The organism is Xanthomonas phaseoli pv. dieffenbachiae, assembly GCF_008639345.1.
GTDB lineage: Bacteria > Pseudomonadota > Gammaproteobacteria > Xanthomonadales > Xanthomonadaceae > Xanthomonas > Xanthomonas phaseoli.
Map to the genome: position 1 here is coordinate 1,533,211 of NZ_CP041380.1, position 17,436 is coordinate 1,550,646.

Here is a 17,436-nt window from a genome sequence, read left to right on the forward strand (position 1 = left end):
GTCCCGCTCATGCGGGAGAAGGTGCCCGAAGGGCGGACGAGGGTATGTGCGAGGCCCCATGCACGCGCGAAGAGGTCCACACACACTCATGGTGTGTGATGGGCGTACCCTCACCCCAACCCCTCTTCCAAGGGGAGAGGGGCTTGAAGCGGCGATGCCGTTGACGTCTTCGTCCTGCTGCGCTGGACGCGGCGCAGCAGCGTTGCCGCCCGCTGTTACTGCGGACGCAAGTGCAGCGTGTAACGCGTGGCAGTGGGCAAAAATGGTGTGGGTCTGCCATGCACCCAATCGTCGTGTCCTGCGCCCCAGAACGGCGAGAACGGGTGGCCGCTCTGGCCGCCGGGCATGTGCACGATGCCGTCCTGCTCGTGGCCGGGCGAGACCACCATGCGCTCGGAGGCGCCAAAGGCCGGGCCTTGCACACGCGGCATGTCGCGGTCGCCCGGCAGTTGATCGGGCGGCATGCAGAGCCAACGCTTGGCCAGGGCGGGCAGTGCACGCGCGATGGGGTGGCAGATGGCGGCAGTATTGCGCTGGCCCCAGGTGTGCTGGCCGCGCGGTTCGCTTTGTGCGTCTTCGGCAGTCACGTCTGACTGCGCACTGCGCGCAGCATCTTCGAGCAACTGGTCCCAGCTTGCGGCGGCGGGCGGTAGCAGGTTGGCTGGGCGCTGTTGCAGCAACGGCCAGACGATGCCCTCCAGTTGCGCACGACGTGGCGGCAGGAACTCCTCCCCAAGCGCGGCTTTTGCCGGCGCCAGCAGGCCGGCTTCCACCGCCTCGATGGTCTTGCTGCGAAATTCGCGCACGATGCGATAGCTGGCCGAGCCAGTCGATGCGCGCCCATCCCAGTCGCGCGTGGCGTATGCGACCTGTTGTAGTGCCGGGTCCTTGCTGTGCTCGACCACGCTACGCAACAGGTGCCACCAGCGCGTGAGCAGCACGGCGCGATCGTCGAGCTGGATGGCCAGCAGGTCGCGTTCGTTGAAGCGCTGCTTTGCGAAAAGATCATCGCGAATCTGCCGTGCCCGCGCGCCAAGGTCGTAACCTGCGTTGCCAAGCGTTGCCAGTTGCTGCGTATCGACGATACGGTTGTTGGCGGTCCAGAGCCGGTGCGATGGCGGATCGATCAACGCCGGCGCAGCGTCGCTGCGCAGCGACCATGGCAGGCAGGTGCCAGACATCGAAGGCGCTGCAGCCAGCTCTGCAGCTGCGCCGGATGCTGCCTCAGGCGCGGGCGTCGATGTCGCCAATTCGGCAATCCCGCTCGGGCCGCACCCGGTGTTGCGCGCGGGGCGCGCGCCGATCAGGCGCCAGGCGATGCGTCCGCTGCGATCGGCAAGCAACAGGTTCTGCGCCGGAATGCCGGAGCGGTCGGCCACCGCGAACGCCGCCTGCAGATCGCCCGCTGTGCTCATCTGGGCGAAGTCCAGCCGGATCGCACCGGGCAACTGCGCTGCCCAACGCAATGCCAGCGCGCTGCCGTCGGCATTGACGTGCAGCAGCGGTCCCCACGCCGCTTCGCGGACCTCGAACTGCACCGGCGCTGCGCCCGCCACGCGGATGGTTTCCACATGCGTGGTCAGTGCTTGCGGGTGACCCGGTGTGGGTGCAGGAATGCGCGCGAAATCCGCAGTGTCGATATAGCTGTTGGTAAACGCCCACGCCACATGCCCGTTGCTGCCCACGACCACCGCCGGCAGACCCGGCAGCGTGAATCCGGTGACATCCACCTTGCCATCGGGCGCGTTGCTGTCTGCATAGCGCAGGCGTGCGCGGAACCAGATATTGGGCGCACGCAGGCCCAGGTGCATGTCGTCGGCAACGATGGCGCGGCCGTCGGCGGTGAGGCTGCCGTCTACCGCGAAGTTGTTGCTGCCCGGCGTCGGCGTTTCCGCGTGCGGCGCGGCAGGCGGATGCGGTAGACGGCGTAGATCCAGCGCGTCCGCATCCGGCAAGCGGGCGTCGCCCTGTGGCGGTCCGAACAATGGCGCGTCCCAACTGGAGCCCTGATGATCGAGCAGCGCCGCCAGCGCAGGCGGCACCACGGCACGGATGCGTGCGGCGGCCAGTTCGGTCTGGTTGTCGCTGTCCTGCAGGTCCGCGTACATCGCAAGGCCGCTGAGGATGGAGTCCTCCAGCGTCCATGCGCGCGGTGTCTGGCGCAGCAGCAGATAGGGCCAGGGCCGTACGCGCAGTGCCGCCAGTCCTGCGTTGACGCCATCGGTATACGCTTGCAATGCGGCGCGCTGGCTGCCGGTGGCGATATCCAGGCTGGCCTGCACGCGCGCACGCAGACGGTGCACGCGGTTGCGCTTGTCCAGGTCCACGGCCTTGGCGCCAAACAGCTCGGACAACTCGCCGGCCGGTGCGCGGCGCATCAGGTCCATCTCGAAATAGCGTTCCTGCGCATGCACGTAGCCGAGCGCACGCATCGCATCGAGCTGGTTTGCTGCATCGATGGTGACCACGCCCAGCCGGTCGCGCTGCACGCTGACCGGCGCAGCCAGGCCGCCGAGCGCGCTGTCGCCGTCCAACTGCGGCAGGCTGCCGCGCATCAACAGATACAGCCCCAGGCTGGCCGCCAGGACCAGCAACACGATTCCCAGCAGCAGCCGGCCCAGCCATTTACGCATTGTCGGTTCCTTGGACCCCAGTGAAGTGTGGCCGGCGGACATGACCGTGGCGGGTCTGGCCGCAAGCGCAACTGAAAGTGATTCCGATTAGATCATTGCCCGGCGGCTTAGGGCACCATGCGCGCACTGCGTCGCTGGAGCACACCATGAAAGGCCATCCCGAAGTCGTCGATTACCTCAAGCAGCTGCTGCGCGGTGAATTGGCGGCCCGCGATCAATATTTCCTGCATTCGCGCCGGTACGAGGATCAGGGCCTGATGGCGCTGTATGAGCGCATCAACCATGAGATGGAAGAGGAAACCGAGCACGCCGACGCGCTGTTGCGGCGCATCCTGTTCCTGGAAGGCGACCCGGACATGCGCCCGGCCGAATTCACCCCCGGCAAGACCGTGGTCGAAATGCTCGAGCGCGACCTGGTTGTCGAGTACGAAGTGCGCGCTGCGCTCGCTGCCGGCATGAAGCTGTGCGAAGAGCATGGCGACTACGTCAGCCGCGACGTGTTGCTCAAGCAGTTGCAGGACACCGAAGAAGATCATGCGTGGTGGCTGGAGCAGCAGCTTGGCCTGATCAAGCGCATCGGGCTGGAGCTGTACCAGACCTCGAAGATCGACAAGGGCCACGTCGCCGGTTGAGTGGCGAGTAGCGTGGCAGACGCGGTGTGGCGCTCGGCGAGGCGGAGCGTTGCGCTGCCCATCAGGGAGCGCTGGGCAGGGCCGTTCTTCTTGCACAGCAGAGGCGCTGACCGGCTGGGGCAAGTTGCCTGGGTTGATCAGTACAGGGTCGTTTCGCGGGAGTGCCGTGCGGGCGCCGGGACGCAGGGCATCAACGATGGCGCGTAGCTGGCTTCGCGTGGCACGCGCCTGGGGCGACGCACTGGGCCCGAACGTCGGCAACCCGAGGTCGCTGCTGCATTAGCGCCAGCCAGTGCAGCGTCAGGCCCGGGACATGGGCCGCGCGTTACCCCGCCGGCACTCAGCAGCGTTGCAGGCGATAGACCGCAGTGGTCAGTGCAGTGACGCCCTCGGCGCGAAAACGTGGTTCCTGCTCGAGGATGTCGCGCTGTTCCAGCTGCTGCACCTGCCACTGCGCATCGAACAGCGCATGCACTTCGGCGGCATCCACCGCGAAGGGTGGGCCGGCTTTTTCGGCCTGCGGATAGTCCAGGGTGATCAGCAGCCCACCGCAACCGGCCGGCAGGCGCGCGTAGGTCGTGTGCAGATACTGCCGGCGCAGTTCGGCAGGCAATGCCACCAGTGCTGCACGGTCATACACCGCCATGCAATCGGCCAGCACGCTGCGATCGAGTGCGAACGCGTCGCCACAGATGATCTCGATGGGGCCGGCGATGAAATGCTCGCCGGCGCTGCTGGTGTGGCGCTGCGGCTGCAGGCCCGCTTCGGCGAAGAATTGCGTCACGGCCAGCGGCGACAGCTCCACGCCCAGGACACGATGGCCTTGCGCAGCCAGCCAGTGCATGTCCAGTGTCTTGCCGCACAGCGGTACCAGCACGCGTGCCGCATGTGGCAGCTGCAGTGCGGGCCAGTGCTTCTGCAGCAGCGGCATGACCTCGTCCTGATGAAAGCCTGTCTGTCCGTCGTGCCAGCGTTGCAGCCAGAAGTCTGTATCCATGGTCTCGTCGTGTTGGTGCAGCCCAGTGTGGTACCGCGCTTAAGATAAAACGCGCCAGTCTGCGCGGCGCGGCAGGGGGCTCAGTATTGCGGGTGATGGAGTTGGCTTTGCGGCCAGGCGCATCGATCAGATCGCCGGCTGCGTGGTTGCATGCTGGGAGGGGCCACAGAACTATGTTCGCTGCGTCAGTTCAGACGCTACAGCACTTGCCGGAATCAAATCGCGTGACGGGGTGATTCAACTGACTGGTAGACGCGCGATGAGCCGCAGTCCCTCTGCATCGGCGCAGGCCTGATCGTAATGAACCAGGCCACAAAAGTCCGTGTCGACCATGATGCCGTGACCAAGATAGTTCCAGCTCTCGTGGCCTTGAAGATGATCGGCTGTGTCCATGCAGGCAACGACAGTCCCGCGGTAGCGCGTGTCGATCTCGATCAGATCACCGGCTTTTGCTTCCTGGCCATCCGCGTACAGCATTGAACCTCCCAGCCAAGACAACGCAGTGCGGTGCGTGGGTGATCCGCGCCTTGGCGGGCTGAGGGCGACTGCAGGTCAGCCGCGCCGCCGCGCGCGGTGAGTGGATGCCGTTACTGCACTTCCAGCCCATCGACTTTTTGCCGCGCCTCAGCAGACCGCGGAGACCCCAGTGTCAGTCGCGCCGCCGCGCGCGATGAGTGGATGACCGTTACTGCACCTCCAGTCCATCCACCTTCTGCCGCGCCTCAGCAGCTTGAGGCGATAGCAATGCCAGTCGCGCCGCCGCGCGCCAGACGAGTGAATTACCGTCACTGCACCTCCAGTCCATCCACCTTCTGCCGCGCCTCAGCAGCTTGAGGCGATAGCAATGTCAGTCGCGCCGCCGCGCGCCAGACGAGTGAATCACCGTCACTGCACCTCCAGTCCATCCACCTTCTGCCGCGCCTCAGCAGCTTGAGGCGATAGCAATGCCAGTCGCGCCGCCGCGCGCCAGACGAGTGAATCACCGTCACTGCACCTCCAGTCCATCCACCTTCTGCCACCCTCTTGGCAACAACGACCCACGGCTCGCACGTGCGCCCACATACGTGTCCAGGTCCTTGAACGACAGGCTCATGGTGCGTGCGCCGCTGCGTACCAGCAGCGTGTTGCCCGGGGCGACCGCCACCACGGCCACCACCCGTTCGGTGCCGAGCTTGGCCTTGGGGATCTCGATGATCTTGTTGCCTTTGCCCTTGTCCAGCTCGGGCACGTCGGTTGCAGGCACCGCGAGCAGATTGCCGGCGCTGGTCACCGCGACGATGCGATCGGTTTGCGGGTTGCTGACCTGGGCCGGCGTCAGCACATGCGATCCGGTGGTCAGGTTGAGCATGGCCTTGCCGGCCTTGTTGCGGCCGGTGAGGTTTTCGAAACGGGTGACGAAGCCGTAGCCGTGCGAGGACGCCAGCACGAAGCGGGCGGCGTTGTCGGCACTGGCCATGACCTGGAACGCCGCGCCAGACGCCGGCGAGAACCGCCCGGTCAGCGGCTCGCCGTTACCGCGCGCCGAGGGCAGGGTGTGCACGGCGGTGGAATAGGCGCGGCCGTCCGAATCCAGGAACGCCACCTGGTGCGTGCTGCGGCTGCGGACCGCCGCCAGCAGGCCATCGCCATCGCGGTAGGACATGCCGGCCGGGTCGACTTCGTGCCCCTTGGCCGCGCGAACCCAGCCCTTTTGCGACAGCACCACGGTCATCGGTTCGCTGGCCACCATTTCGGTTTCGTCGATGGCTTGCGCGGCGCCGCGCTGCACCAGCGGCGAACGACGCGCATCGCCGAACTTCTTGGCGTCGGCAGTCAGTTCGTCCTTGATCAGCTTCTTCAACTTGGTCTTGCTTTCCAGGATCGCCATGATCTGCGCGCGTTCCTTGGCGAGCGCTTCCTGTTCGCCGCGGATCTTCATTTCTTCCAGGCGCGCCAGTTGGCGCAGCTTGGTTTCCAGAATGTATTCGGCCTGTTCTTCGCTCAGCGCGAAGCGCGAGATCAGCACCGGCTTGGGTTCGTCTTCGCTGCGGACGATGCGGATCACTTCGTCCAGGTTGAGGAAGGCGATCAACAAGCCTTCCAACAGGTGCAGGCGACGCTCGACCTTCTGCAGGCGGTGGTTGAGGCGGCGGGTCACCGTATCGCTGCGGAAGCTCAGCCATTCGCTCAGCAGGTGCTTGAGGTTCTTGACCTGCGGGCGGCCGTCCAGGCCGATCACGTTGAGGTTGACGCGGTAGCTGCGCTCAAGGTCGGTGGTGACGAACAAATGGCCCATCAACTGCTCGGCATCCACGCGGTTGGAGCGCGGCACCAGCACCACCCGCACCGGGCTGGTGTGGTCGGATTCGTCGCGGATGTCTTCCAGCCACGGCAGCTTCTTGGCACGCATCTGCTGGGCGATCTGCTCGATCACCTTGGACGGGGAGACCTGGTAGGGCAGCGCATCGATGACGATGTTGGCGTGCTCTTTCTTGTAGGTGGCGCGTGCGCGCACGCTGCCGTGACCGGTTTCGTAGATGTTCCGCAGGTCCGCAGCCGGCGTGATGATCTCGGCGGTGGTCGGGTAATCCGGGCCCAGAACGTGCTCGCACAGGTCGGCGACGCTGGCATCGGGATCATCGAGCAGCCGCAGCAATGCGCTGACGATCTCGTTGAGATTGTGCGGCGGCACGTCGGTGGCCATGCCCACCGCAATGCCGGTGGTGCCGTTGAGCAGCAGATGCGGCAGGCGTGCCGGCAACCAGGTGGGTTCTTCCAGGGTGCCGTCGAAGTTGGGCGCCCAGTCGGTCGTGCCCTGGCCAAGCTCGCCCAGCAGCACTTCGGCGATCGGGGTCAGCTTGGACTCGGTATAGCGCATCGCGGCGAACGACTTTGGGTCGTCGGTGGAGCCGAAGTTGCCCTGGCCTTCGATCAGCGGATAGCGGTAGGAGAACGGCTGCGCCATCAGCACCAGCGCCTCATAGCAGGCGCTGTCGCCGTGCGGGTGGTACTTACCGATCACATCGCCCACGGTACGCGCGGATTTCTTCGGCTTGGCGGCGGCATTCAGGCCCAGCTCGCTCATCGCGTAGACGATGCGGCGCTGCACCGGCTTCAGGCCGTCGCCCAGGAACGGCAGGGCGCGGTCGAGCACCACGTACATCGAGTAGTCGAGATAGGCGCGTTCGGCGTACTCGCGCAGCGGCAGCTGTTCGAAGCCGTGGAAGGTGGGGCGGGTCAGATCGGTCATGTAAAGCCAGGTCCTGCGTGAAGAGGAACCCACGCCGGGGCGCGGGCTCGAAGAGCGCCGATTATCCGGATGCGGCGGGGGATGCCAAGCCGCGCGCATGCGAGCCGGCCAGATAACGGGCGGGCGGGGCGCCGAAATGGCGGTGGAACACGCTGACGAAGGCGCTGGGGCTGCTGTAGCCAAGCTGGTCGGCCACCTGCGCCACCGCATGGCCCTGGCTGAGCCGCCGTAGGCCTTCGGTCAGGCGGGCCTGCTGCCGCCACTGCGCAAAGCTCAGGCCGGTCTCGTCGCGAAAATGCCGGCTCAAGCTGCGCGGCGACAATCCGCCCCAGTCGGCCCAGGCGTCCAGCGGGCGCGGGTCGGCGGGCGTGTTGAGCAACTGGCGGGCGATCCGCAGCAGCCGGCGGTCGGCGGGCATCGGCAGGTGCAGGTGGTCGATCTGCACCTGGCATAGCTCGTCCAGCAGCACCGCAGCCAGGCGTTGCTGGGCGGTATCCAGTGGCTGATCCAGCGGCCAGCTGGCGGCCCGCATGATGGCCTCGCGGGCCAGACCGGTCAGTCGGATCACCCCGCCTTGCGCAGGCAGGGCGGCGCAGGCATCCGGTCGCACAACCACGCCCCAGCCGCGCATCTGCCCGGCCAGCTCCACGGTGTGCTGCTGCCCGGGCGGCAGCCAGCCGGCGCAACCCGGTGGCAGCGACAAGGCGCCTTGTTCGGTATGCACGGTGAGCACGCCATGTTCCACATACATCAGCTGGCCGCGGACATGCGCGTGCCAGGCGGTTTCCGGCGCCCACACCTCGCGCAGTTCGGCCAGGAACGCGATCAGCACGGGCCCATCGGCCTTTTCGAAACTGGCGCGTATGCCGGGCGGCAATGCGTCGATCTGGGTTGGCGGGTTTTCGATACTCATTGGCCGAATTGTATTACCGAGCCAGCGCGCACGCCGCGTAAGGTGGCGATCCTTGCGTGCGGTTTAATCCCTGGCGGGATAATTGCGTTGACAAATATATTTTTCGGAACAAAATGTGCCGCATGAATGTTTCGTCTTCCGCCGCGCCGTCGTTCGGCCTGTTGCTGCGTCAGGTGCGCGATGCGCTGATGCGCCAGCTCGATGCCGAGATGAAGGGCGAACTGCCCGATTTCGGCTTCAGCCATTACGTAGGCCTGAAGATCTTGGCGGTGCGCTCGCCGTGCACGGCCAACGAACTGGCGCTGGCGCTGGACCAGACCCCGAGCGCGGTGACCCGCCTGCTCGACAAGCTCGAAGCGCTGGGCGCGGTGCGGCGTGAGCCGCATGCGCAGGACCGGCGCGCGCTGCAGATCGTCATGACCGAGCAGGGCGTGGCGCTCTGGGAGCGGCTGCGCCTGCGCGGCGAACGCGCCATCGAGCACGGCCTGCGCGACCTGTCCGCGGCCGAGCGCGAACTTCTCACCTCACTTCTTATCCGTGTCCGCGATGCACTCAACTCATGAACGCTGCTAGTTCCCCGACCCAGATGCTGCGCCCGCGCTCGATGCGCCTGGCGCAGCCGCTCGTTATCACCGCCCTGGCACTGGCGTTGGCCGCCTGCGCCAGCAGCCGTGGCCTGAATCCGCAGGGCGCCGTGCTGGATCCCGGCACGCTGCATGCAGAGCGCACCCTGGCGCAGCAAACCGCGCTGAGTCCGGCCGCGTGGCCGGCCAGCGACTGGTGGCGCGCGCTGGGCGATGCGCAGCTGGACGCGCTGATCGCCGAAGGCCTGCAGCACAGCCCCAGCCTCGCTGCGGCGGATGCGCGCCTGCAGCAGGCGCAGGCGCGTATCGGCAGTGCACAGGCCGAACGCGGCCCCAGCCTCTCGGTGTCCGGCGGCTACACCGGCCTGCAACTGCCTGAATCCATGGTCGGCGAAGAGCTCGGCGGCAGCTACGGCGGCAGCGCGCAGGTCGTGCTGGATTTCCGCTACGGCATCGATCTGTGGGGTGGCAAGCGCAGCGCGTGGGAAGCGGCAGTGGACCAGGCGCATGCGGCCGAAGTGGATGCGCAGGCGGCACGATTGAACCTGTCGTCGGCGATTGCCGAAGGCTATGCGCAGCTCGCGTACGCGTGGAGCCTGCACGACCTGGCCAACGACGAATTGAGCCGTGCGCAGAAGACCCTGGAGCTGACCCGGCAACGCCGCAGCGCCGGCATCGACAGCGAATTGCAGGTGCGCCAGGCGCAAGCGCGGGTGCCGGCCGCGCAACAGCAGCTGCAATCGGCGCAGCAGCAGATCGACGAAGCCCGCACCGCATTGGCAGCCTTGCTCGGGCAGGGCCCGGATCGCGGTCTGGACATCGCCCGTCCTGCACTCGCTGCGGGCATCGCCACGCAGTTGCCGAGCATGCTGCCGGCCGACCTGCTGGGTCGTCGCCCGGACGTGGTGGCGGCGCGTTGGCGCGTGGAGGCGGCCGACAAGGACATCGCAGTCGCCAAGACCCGCTTCTATCCCAGCCTCAACCTCACCGCATTGGGCGGTGTGATCAATCCGGATGTGGGCAAGCTGCTGGAAAGCGGCTCGGTGTTCGGTCTGGTTGCGCCGGCGCTCAGCCTGCCGATCTTCGACGGCGGCAAGCTGCGCGCCAACCTGGCCGGCAGCGATGCGCAATACGACCTGGCCGTGGCTGACTACAACCAGAAAGTGATCGCGGCGCTGCGCGAAGTGGCCGACCAGGTCACCGCCGTGCGTTCGCTGGAGCAACGCGCACAAGCGCAGAACGATGCCGTGCAGACCGCCACGGCCGCCTTCGAGCTGGCCCAGCAGCGTTACCGCGCCGGCATCGGCAGCTATCTGGAAGTGCTCAGCGTGCAAGAGCAGTTGCTCGTCGCACGCCAACGTATGGCCGGGCTGCAGTCGCAACAACTTCTGGCCTCGGTGAGGTTGCAGCGTGCGCTGGGCGGCGGATTCACGCCGCAGCCCTCACGCGACACCGCCCACACCGCGCCCACTTCCGCACAACCGAATTCCTGAGACATCGACGATGAGCCAGACGACTTCAACTTCTCCTCAACCCGCACCGGCTGCGCCCAGCAAGCGCCGCGCTGCGCTGCGTATCGTGGCCATCGTGGTGATCCTGGCGATCATCGGCCTGGTGGTGTGGTACTTGCTGGTCGGCCGTTGGCACGAAGACACCGACGACGCGTATGTGCAGGGCAACCAGGTGCAGATCACCCCGATGGTGGGCGGTACCGTGGTCAGCATCGGCGCCGAAGACGGCATGCGTGTGGAGCGCGGCCAGTTGCTGGTGCAGCTGGATCCGGCCGATACCGAGGTCGCCTTGCAGCAGGCCGAAGCCAACCTGGCCAAGACCGTGCGTCAGGTGCGCGGTCTGTATCGCACCGTGGAAGGTGCGCAAGCCGAGTTGTCCGCACGCGAAGTCACGCTGCGCAGTGCGCGCTCGGACTTTGCACGGCGCAAGGACCTGGCCGCCACTGGCGCCATCTCCAATGAAGAACTGGCGCATGCCCGCGACGAACTGGCCGCCGCCGAAGCGGCCGTGAGCGGCTCGCGCGAGAGCTTGGAGCGTAACCGTGCATTGGTGGACGACAGTGCGGTGGCCAACCAGCCGGACGTGCAGACCGCCGCCGCACAACTGCGTCAGGCGTATTTGAATCATGCGCGCACCGGCGTGGTGGCGCCGGTGTCCGGGTATGTCGCACGGCGCTCGGCGCAGGTTGGTCAGCGTGTGCAGCCGGGCAGTGTGTTGATGGCGGTGGTGCCGCTGGAGCAGGTGTGGGTGGAAGCTAATTTCAAGGAAACCCAGCTCAAGCACATGCGCCTGGGCCAGGAGGTGGAACTGCATTCTGATCTGTACGGCGGTGGCGTGGATTACACCGGTCGCATCGAGAGCCTTGGCCTGGGGACCGGCAGCGCGTTCTCGCTGTTGCCGGCGCAGAACGCCAGCGGCAACTGGATCAAGATCGTGCAGCGCGTGCCGGTCCGCATTGCAGTGGATGCCAAGCAGCTGGCCAGCAATCCGCTGCGGATTGGCCTGTCGATGAAGGTCGATGTGAACCTGCACGATCAGCAGGGCAGCGTGCTGCCGACCAAGGTCGCCAACGGCGCGGTATTTTCCACTGACGTGTATGCGCAGCAGCTCAAGGCTGCCGACGCCGACATCCAACGCATCATCCAGGACAACCTGCCCTCGCAGGCTGCCAGCAAGGCGGGCTAAGCCACCATGTCTTCGCAAGCTCCCACCGCGCCCGGCGGCCCGGCGGCACCGGCGCCGGCCGCCGGATTTCGCCCGGCCAGCGTGGCGTTGTGCACCGTGGGCCTGGCCATGGCCTCGTTCATGCAGGTGCTGGACACCACCATCGCCAACGTCTCGCTGCCGACCATCGCCGGCAACCTCGGCGCCAGCTCGCAGCAGGCCACCTGGGTGATCACCTCGTTCGCGGTCAGTACTGCCATTGCGCTGCCGCTGACCGGTTGGTTGAGTCGCCGGTTTGGCGAAACCAAGTTGTTCGTGTGGTCCACGCTGGCGTTCACCATCGCCTCGCTGCTGTGCGGTCTTGCGCAGAGCATGGGGATGCTGGTGGTGGCGCGCGCGCTGCAAGGATTTGTTGCCGGCCCGATGTATCCCATCACCCAGAGTCTGCTAGTGTCGATCTATCCGCGCGAAAAACGCGGGCAGGCGCTGGCGTTGCTGGCGATGATTACCGTGGTGGCGCCGATCGCCGGGCCGATTCTCGGCGGTTGGATCACCGACAACTACAGCTGGGAATGGATCTTCCTGATCAACGTGCCGTTGGGCATCATCGCCAGCAGCATCGTCGGTTCGCAGTTGCGGCATCGTCCCGAACAGCTCGAAAAGCCGCGCATGGATTACATCGGCCTGATCCTGCTGGTGGTTGGCGTGGGCGCACTGCAGCTGGTGCTGGATCTGGGCAATGACGAAGACTGGTTCTCTTCGGACAAGATCGTTGTGCTGGCCTGCATCGCGGCAGTGGCGTTGGTGGTGTTCGTGATCTGGGAGTTGACGGACAAGGATCCCATCGTCGATCTCAAGTTGTTCCGGCATCGCAATTTCCGCGCCGGTACCTTGGCGATGGTGGTGGCGTATGCGGCGTTCTTCAGCGTGAGCCTGCTGATCCCGCAATGGCTGCAGCGCGATATGGGCTATACCGCGATCTGGGCCGGCCTTGCCACCGCGCCGATCGGCATCCTGCCGGTGCTGATGACGCCGTTCGTAGGCAAATACGCGCTGCGCTTCGACCTGCGCATGCTGGCCACCATCGCCTTTATCTTCATGTCGTTCACCAGCTTCTTCCGCTCCAATTTCAACCTGCAGGTGGACTTCGGCCATGTGGCCACGATCCAGTTGGTGATGGGCGTGGGCGTGGCGTTGTTCTTCATGCCGGTGTTGCAGATCCTGTTGTCGGATCTGGATGGCCGCGAGATCGCGGCTGGTTCGGGCCTGGCCACCTTCCTGCGCACGCTGGGCGGTAGCTTTGCCGCATCGTTGACCACGTATCTGTGGGCACGCCGTACCCAGGTGCACCACGCGCACATTACCGAGCACATTTCGGTGTACACGCCCGGCATGCAGGAGCAGGTGACCGCGATGGGGCAGGGCGACCTGCAACGCGGTGCGGCATCGCTCAATAACATGATCAACCACCAGGCCTCGCAGATGGGTTTCAACGACATCTTCTATCTGCTTGGATGGACGTTCCTGGCGATCATCTTCTTCCTGTGGCTGGCAAAACCGCCGTTCGGTGCCGGGGCCGGAAGTGCGGCGGCAGCTGGCGGGCACTGAGCCCACTATCCAGGGCGTTACGGCATCGTCGGTCAGGCGGTGTCGTGGTGTACAGCGGCAAGGGGCTCTTTCGCGGCGTCGAGCGGCTTGCCGATCTGGACACCAAGCAGCCGGTGACGCCAGCGCAACGCGTTGCTGCGTTTTCGGTGAGCAAGCGGTTCGACAGTACGCTGTCTTTCCACACGTATCGACGAACCGGCCACACCGCTGCACTCACCGGCCGATGGCGACATGCGGGCATGTGCCAATGCACGATGCACCGAAGACGCCGCGGCTGCCGATCCAACTTGAGCGGGTCGTCAATACGGCCGGATCCAATATTGATTGGCCGCGTGAGGCCGCTTTCAGGCGCGCGCGATGGGCCGCTTGCGCAGGTGAGGTGCCAGGCGCTCTCGCAAGGGTTGGGGTAGCATGCGTCGCTGCCAAGCGCGGCTCTGTTTTTTCGAGAGGGCCACGCGCGGCGTCGTGCGCGGGCATGCGGTCTGCGTTTTTCATCACACAAGGAAGCTTCGATGATGTTTCGATCCTCATGGCGTCGCGTCTGTGCGACGGCATTGCTCATCCCACTTCTTGCCCTCGCTGCCGTTGTGCAGACGCAGGCTGCGGCCGTACGTCCGGAGGTGGCCAAGCAGGCCAAGGCGTATAGCTCAAACGATGGCGTCAAGGTGTCGACCTTGCGCTACGGCCCGCGCGAAAAAAATCAGGCGCTGGTGGAGGTAACCGGTGCCGACAGCGAGATCGACGACAAGATCCTGCTGGCAACAACGGCCGCTACGCAAAAGGACACCCGCTACACGGTTCAGCTGAAAGGCCGTCCGTACGTGCTGCTGATCCTCGACGAAGGTGGTGGCGAGTTGTACCTGCCAGGTGCGGCGAAGCCGGCGCGTGTCGGCTATGACGCCGGTGTCTCGGAGCAGATCAATCCCGAGCATTATCTGACCGATTATCTTGAGCAGATGGCCGGCAGCAACTAGGCAACGCAACGCGCTGCAGGCCTGCGTGGCCAGGTCTGCAGCACGGTCCGGTTTCAAAACTCGGCAACATTGCCGCTTCGTCCGGTGCAGTTGCACATCAGGGGTTTGCGATCATGGCAGGGGCGTCGTTCGTCAGATCATTGCAGTGCCTAGCGGTGCTTCTCGCACCGGTGCTTGCGTTGCCTGCCTTGGCCACACCCACATTGCAGTGCCCGGCAGCCTTGCACATCACCGATGGCACCTTGCAGAGCCCGGACCTGCCGTTGGGCGCGCAGCTCGGCGTCGATCCGCACCAGGCGCTGCGGTTATCGTCGATTGGCGTGTATTCGGGCCACCCCCGCGAGCGTGCCGCCCTGGTGCCGCGCAACGCGGAAGCAGCGCAGCCGCGTGGCTTGGCGCACTGGGTCTGGCGTTTCGATGATGCAGACCCGCACGGCATCTATGTGGTTTGCGCGTACGGTGAGGCAGTGCAGGTGTCCCTGCGCATCAGCGATACCGCACGCATCTGCACAGGCACCTTGCGCAGCGACCCCATGCCCGAAGCCGAGCGGAGTGCATCCTTCGACTGCCAGTAGCGCGCCCGACCGGATAGTTGAGCAGGCGGGGGCGTACTGTCGACCAGCGCATCGCGCTGCCTGTCTTGCACATCGCCCAAACGCAGAAAACCCCGCCGAAGCGAGGTTTTTTACGATCTACCGTGAGTCGTGGTGCCCAGGAGAGGACTCGAACCTCCACGAAGTTGCCCCCGCTAGCACCTGAAGCTAGTGCGTCTACCAATTCCGCCACCTGGGCGACTCAGGGAGCGAATTGTGCAAGCTGGGCGCGAAGCTGTCAACGCACCCGGCACATTTTTTTTGTCGCCCCGTACGCGGCACGGCAACCGAACCGGCCCGATGCCGGCGCACGTGGCGCATGCATTGCTGCATGCGCCACGTGCGCTCACGGCAACTGTGCCGCCTGCAGCGTGACCTGGGCAGTTTGCACCGGCTCGCTCGCCGAGCGCGCCAGCTGCACGTGGTACGTGCCCGCGGCAATCGTCCAGCGACGTGCCTTGGCATCGAAATCGGCCAAGGTCCTGGGCTCTGCGACGACCTGCACGCTGCGTTTTTCGCCAGGCTTTAGCGTGAGTTTCTGCCAGCCGATCAGGCGCAGCGGGGTGGCGTGGCCGTCGGGCAGGGTGATGTAGAGCTGCGGCACGGCGGCGCCTTCGCGCGGGCCGGTGTTTTCCACCTCGAAGCTGGCGGTGAGCTGGCTGCCGCGTGCCTCCACCTGCAGCCCGCCCATGCGGAACTGCGTGTACGACAGGCCATGGCCGAACGGGTAGCGTGGTGTCAGCTTGCGCGCGGCGAACCACTTGTAGCCGACGTTGGCGCCTTCGATGGCGTAGTCGATGGTGTCTTCGCCCGGCTTGGCCGGCTTGAAGCCCAGCCCCGGAATCGACGGACGCGGCAGCTGCGATTCGTCCACCGGCCAGGTCACCGGCAGGTGGCCGGAAGGATTCACCGCGCCGGTCAGCAGGTTGGCGATCGCCTCACCGCCACCGATGCCCGGATACCACGCCTGCAACACCGCCGGCACGCGTTCGGCCCACGGCATGCGCACCGGTCCGTTGGTTTCCAGCACCACGGCGGTCTTCGGGTTGGCTTTGGCCACCGCGTCGATCAACGCGTCCTGGTTGTCGGGCAAGCGCATGTCCGGCAGATCCACCGATTCGGCCGCCCACTGGGTGGCGAACACGATCGCCACATCGGCGGCCTTGGCGACGCGTGCGGCCGCATTGCGGTCCTTGCCGTCCACGTAATCGATCTGCACGTTCGGCAATGCCGCACGCAGTGCCTGCAGCGGCGAGGACGGATGGATGATCACCGGGCCGGGCCAGGTGGTCGGCGTGATGCCCGGTACCGCGTTGCCGCCGTTGATGGTGTAGTCCACGCGCGAGGAGCCGCCGCCGGACATCACGCCCTTGTCGGCGTAGCCGCCGATCACGGCAATGCGACGCACGTCTTTGGACAACGGCAATGTGGCCTGCTCGTTACGCAGCAACACGCTGCCTTCTTCGGCCACATGTTGCGCAGCCAACAGACCGGCCTTGCCGTCGATGGACTGACGCTGAGTGGGGTGATCGAAAGCGCCATGTGCGAACAGGCTACGCAACACGCGCCTGACCATGTCGTCCAAGCGCGCGCGCGGCACCACGCCGGCAGACACCGCCATGCGCAACGGGGTATCGAAAAACACCGCCGCGTCGAACACTTCGCCGGCCGATTGTTGATCCAGCCCGGCCAATGCCGCCTTGGAACCGCTATGCACGCCGCCCCAATCGGACATCACGTAACCGGGGTATTTCCATTCCTGCTTGAGCACCTGGTTGAGCAGGTAATCGTGCTCGCAACCATAGATGCCGTTGATCTTGTTGTACGAACACATCACCGAGGCCGGGTCGCCGATCTTCAGTGCAATCTCGAAGGCCAGCAGGTCCGATTCGTGCATCGCCTGCTCGCCGATCTGCGCGCTATGAAAGTTGCGCCTTGTTTCCATATCGTTGAGTGCGAAGTGCTTCATCGTGGACAGCACATGTTCGCTTTGCACGCCGCGAATCGATTCGCCGACCATGGTGCCGGCCAGCAACGGGTCTTCACCGGCGTATTCGAAGTTGCGCCCATTACGCGGGTCGCGCTGAAGGTTGACGCTGCCGGCGAGCAACACGTTGAAGCCCTGCTGCCAGGATTCGCGGCCCATGGTCTTGCCGCCGGTATACGCCAGTTGCCGGTTCCAGCTCGATGCGGTCGACGGCCCCGAGGGCATCGCGGTGGCGTAGTCGCCCTTGCGGATGCCGCCGGGGTTGGTCACGCCGACGCCGGCATCGGCCAGTTGCTGGGCGGGAATGCCCAGGCGCGCAATACCGGGAACGTAGCCGGCCGAACCGAGCGCGCCTTCGGGCTTGGGAATCTTGTCGGTGCCCAGGCCGAAATAGCTGCGCAGCATCTGGAATTTTTCATCCTCGCTCATCTGCGCCAGCAGGCGGTCGGCGCGCTGGTCCGGGGTCAATGCAGTGTCCATCCACGGCTGCGAAGATGGCGCGCCTTGCGCAACGGCCAGCGGCGCGGCCAGGGCGCTGCCCAAGCCCATCACGACCGCCAGGACCAGGGGCCGTGGACGGTGATGACGGGATGTAAACGGTTTCATATCG

General features: G+C 65.7%; 14 protein-coding genes and 1 tRNA gene. 7 read left to right on the forward strand and 8 right to left on the reverse strand.

Features of this window, described 5'->3' with window-relative positions:
* Positions 1-215: 215 nt before the first annotated feature.
* A complete protein-coding gene (locus FLG15_RS07070) occupies positions 216-2,633 on the reverse strand; it encodes a penicillin acylase family protein (protein WP_057679640.1) in 2,418 nt (805 codons plus the stop codon).
* Between the two features lie 146 nt (positions 2,634-2,779).
* On the opposite strand from FLG15_RS07070, the gene bfr reads away from it, so the two are divergent.
* Positions 2,780-3,265 (forward strand): bacterioferritin, encoded by a 486-nt coding sequence (gene bfr / locus FLG15_RS07075; RefSeq protein WP_003485327.1) that lies wholly within the window; start codon positions 2,780-2,782, stop codon positions 3,263-3,265.
* A 340-nt stretch (positions 3,266-3,605) separates the two neighbouring features.
* Here bfr and FLG15_RS07080 read toward each other — a convergent pair whose 3' ends face one another.
* From FLG15_RS07080 to FLG15_RS07095, 4 genes are all read right to left on the reverse strand, one after another.
* Positions 3,606-4,262 (reverse strand): thiopurine S-methyltransferase, encoded by a 657-nt coding sequence (locus FLG15_RS07080; protein ID WP_057679639.1) that lies wholly within the window; start codon positions 4,260-4,262, stop codon positions 3,606-3,608.
* Between the two features lie 237 nt (positions 4,263-4,499).
* The gene (locus FLG15_RS07085; protein WP_057679638.1) at positions 4,500-4,739 is read right to left on the reverse strand and encodes a hypothetical protein; all 240 of its coding nucleotides are present in this window, start codon (positions 4,737-4,739) and stop codon (positions 4,500-4,502) included.
* Between the two features lie 508 nt (positions 4,740-5,247).
* Complete coding sequence (parC, locus tag FLG15_RS07090) at positions 5,248-7,491, reverse strand: DNA topoisomerase IV subunit A (RefSeq protein WP_057686989.1); 2,244 nt, start codon at positions 7,489-7,491, stop codon at positions 5,248-5,250.
* Between the two features lie 61 nt (positions 7,492-7,552).
* Positions 7,553-8,404: an AraC family transcriptional regulator gene (locus tag FLG15_RS07095; RefSeq protein ID WP_057678305.1), complete on the reverse strand. Its 852-nt coding sequence runs from the start codon at positions 8,402-8,404 to the stop codon at positions 7,553-7,555.
* 122 nt (positions 8,405-8,526) lie between these two features.
* Here FLG15_RS07095 and FLG15_RS07100 point away from each other — a divergent pair, with 122 nt between their 5' ends.
* Genes FLG15_RS07100 through FLG15_RS07115 form a run of 4 tightly spaced genes read left to right on the forward strand, consistent with a single transcriptional unit; the run spans position 8,527 to position 13,272 of the window.
* Positions 8,527-8,967, forward strand: a complete 441-nt coding sequence (locus FLG15_RS07100; RefSeq protein ID WP_017155712.1) for a MarR family winged helix-turn-helix transcriptional regulator — start codon at positions 8,527-8,529, stop codon at positions 8,965-8,967.
* A 23-nt stretch (positions 8,968-8,990) separates the two neighbouring features.
* Positions 8,991-10,481 (forward strand): AdeC/AdeK/OprM family multidrug efflux complex outer membrane factor, encoded by a 1,491-nt coding sequence (locus tag FLG15_RS07105; protein WP_057678306.1) that lies wholly within the window; start codon positions 8,991-8,993, stop codon positions 10,479-10,481.
* Between the two features lie 10 nt (positions 10,482-10,491).
* Positions 10,492-11,685 carry an HlyD family secretion protein gene (locus tag FLG15_RS07110; RefSeq protein ID WP_057678307.1) on the forward strand — a complete coding sequence of 398 codons (1,194 nt, stop codon included), beginning with the start codon at positions 10,492-10,494 and terminating at the stop codon, positions 11,683-11,685.
* Positions 11,686-11,691: 6 nt separating this feature from the next.
* Complete coding sequence (locus FLG15_RS07115) at positions 11,692-13,272, forward strand: DHA2 family efflux MFS transporter permease subunit (protein ID WP_017155715.1); 1,581 nt, start codon at positions 11,692-11,694, stop codon at positions 13,270-13,272.
* A gap of 32 nt (positions 13,273-13,304) precedes the next feature.
* Here the strand turns inward: FLG15_RS07115 and FLG15_RS23355 are convergent, their stop codons facing one another.
* The gene (locus tag FLG15_RS23355) at positions 13,305-13,505 is read right to left on the reverse strand and encodes a hypothetical protein (protein ID WP_158011221.1); all 201 of its coding nucleotides are present in this window, start codon (positions 13,503-13,505) and stop codon (positions 13,305-13,307) included.
* A gap of 354 nt (positions 13,506-13,859) precedes the next feature.
* Between FLG15_RS23355 and FLG15_RS07120 the strand changes: the two genes are divergently transcribed.
* Both FLG15_RS07120 and FLG15_RS07125 read left to right on the forward strand, forming a co-directional pair.
* Positions 13,860-14,246 carry a hypothetical protein gene (locus FLG15_RS07120; protein WP_057678308.1) on the forward strand — a complete coding sequence of 129 codons (387 nt, stop codon included), beginning with the start codon at positions 13,860-13,862 and terminating at the stop codon, positions 14,244-14,246.
* A gap of 188 nt (positions 14,247-14,434) precedes the next feature.
* Positions 14,435-14,821, forward strand: a complete 387-nt coding sequence (locus FLG15_RS07125; RefSeq protein WP_370512613.1) for an STY0301 family protein — start codon at positions 14,435-14,437, stop codon at positions 14,819-14,821.
* Positions 14,822-14,951: 130 nt separating this feature from the next.
* Here FLG15_RS07125 and FLG15_RS07130 read toward each other — a convergent pair.
* Both FLG15_RS07130 and FLG15_RS07135 read right to left on the reverse strand, forming a co-directional pair.
* Positions 14,952-15,038, reverse strand: a tRNA-Leu gene (locus tag FLG15_RS07130).
* Between the two features lie 147 nt (positions 15,039-15,185).
* Positions 15,186-17,375, reverse strand: coding sequence for a beta-glucosidase family protein (locus tag FLG15_RS07135; RefSeq protein WP_057678310.1), 2,190 nt, complete (start codon positions 17,373-17,375; stop codon positions 15,186-15,188).
* Positions 17,376-17,436: the final 61 nt, after the last annotated feature.

Bases quoted from the DNA above. Each gene is read 5' to 3' on its own strand.
- FLG15_RS07070 (WP_057679640.1), bottom strand. From the start codon at position 2,633: ATGCGTAAATGGCTGGGCCGGCTGCTGCTGGGAATCGTGTTGCTGGTC.
- bfr (WP_003485327.1), top strand. From the start codon at position 2,780: ATGAAAGGCCATCCCGAAGTCGTCGATTACCTCAAGCAGCTGCTGCGC.
- FLG15_RS07080 (WP_057679639.1), bottom strand. From the start codon at position 4,262: ATGGATACAGACTTCTGGCTGCAACGCTGGCACGACGGACAGACAGGC.
- FLG15_RS07085 (WP_057679638.1), bottom strand. From the start codon at position 4,739: ATGCTGTACGCGGATGGCCAGGAAGCAAAAGCCGGTGATCTGATCGAG.
- parC (WP_057686989.1), bottom strand. From the start codon at position 7,491: ATGACCGATCTGACCCGCCCCACCTTCCACGGCTTCGAACAGCTGCCG.
- FLG15_RS07095 (WP_057678305.1), bottom strand. From the start codon at position 8,404: ATGAGTATCGAAAACCCGCCAACCCAGATCGACGCATTGCCGCCCGGC.
- FLG15_RS07100 (WP_017155712.1), top strand. From the start codon at position 8,527: ATGAATGTTTCGTCTTCCGCCGCGCCGTCGTTCGGCCTGTTGCTGCGT.
- FLG15_RS07105 (WP_057678306.1), top strand. From the start codon at position 8,991: ATGCTGCGCCCGCGCTCGATGCGCCTGGCGCAGCCGCTCGTTATCACC.
- FLG15_RS07110 (WP_057678307.1), top strand. From the start codon at position 10,492: ATGAGCCAGACGACTTCAACTTCTCCTCAACCCGCACCGGCTGCGCCC.
- FLG15_RS07115 (WP_017155715.1), top strand. From the start codon at position 11,692: ATGTCTTCGCAAGCTCCCACCGCGCCCGGCGGCCCGGCGGCACCGGCG.
- FLG15_RS23355 (WP_158011221.1), bottom strand. From the start codon at position 13,505: ATGTCGCCATCGGCCGGTGAGTGCAGCGGTGTGGCCGGTTCGTCGATA.
- FLG15_RS07135 (WP_057678310.1), bottom strand. From the start codon at position 17,375: ATGGGCTTGGGCAGCGCCCTGGCCGCGCCGCTGGCCGTTGCGCAAGGC.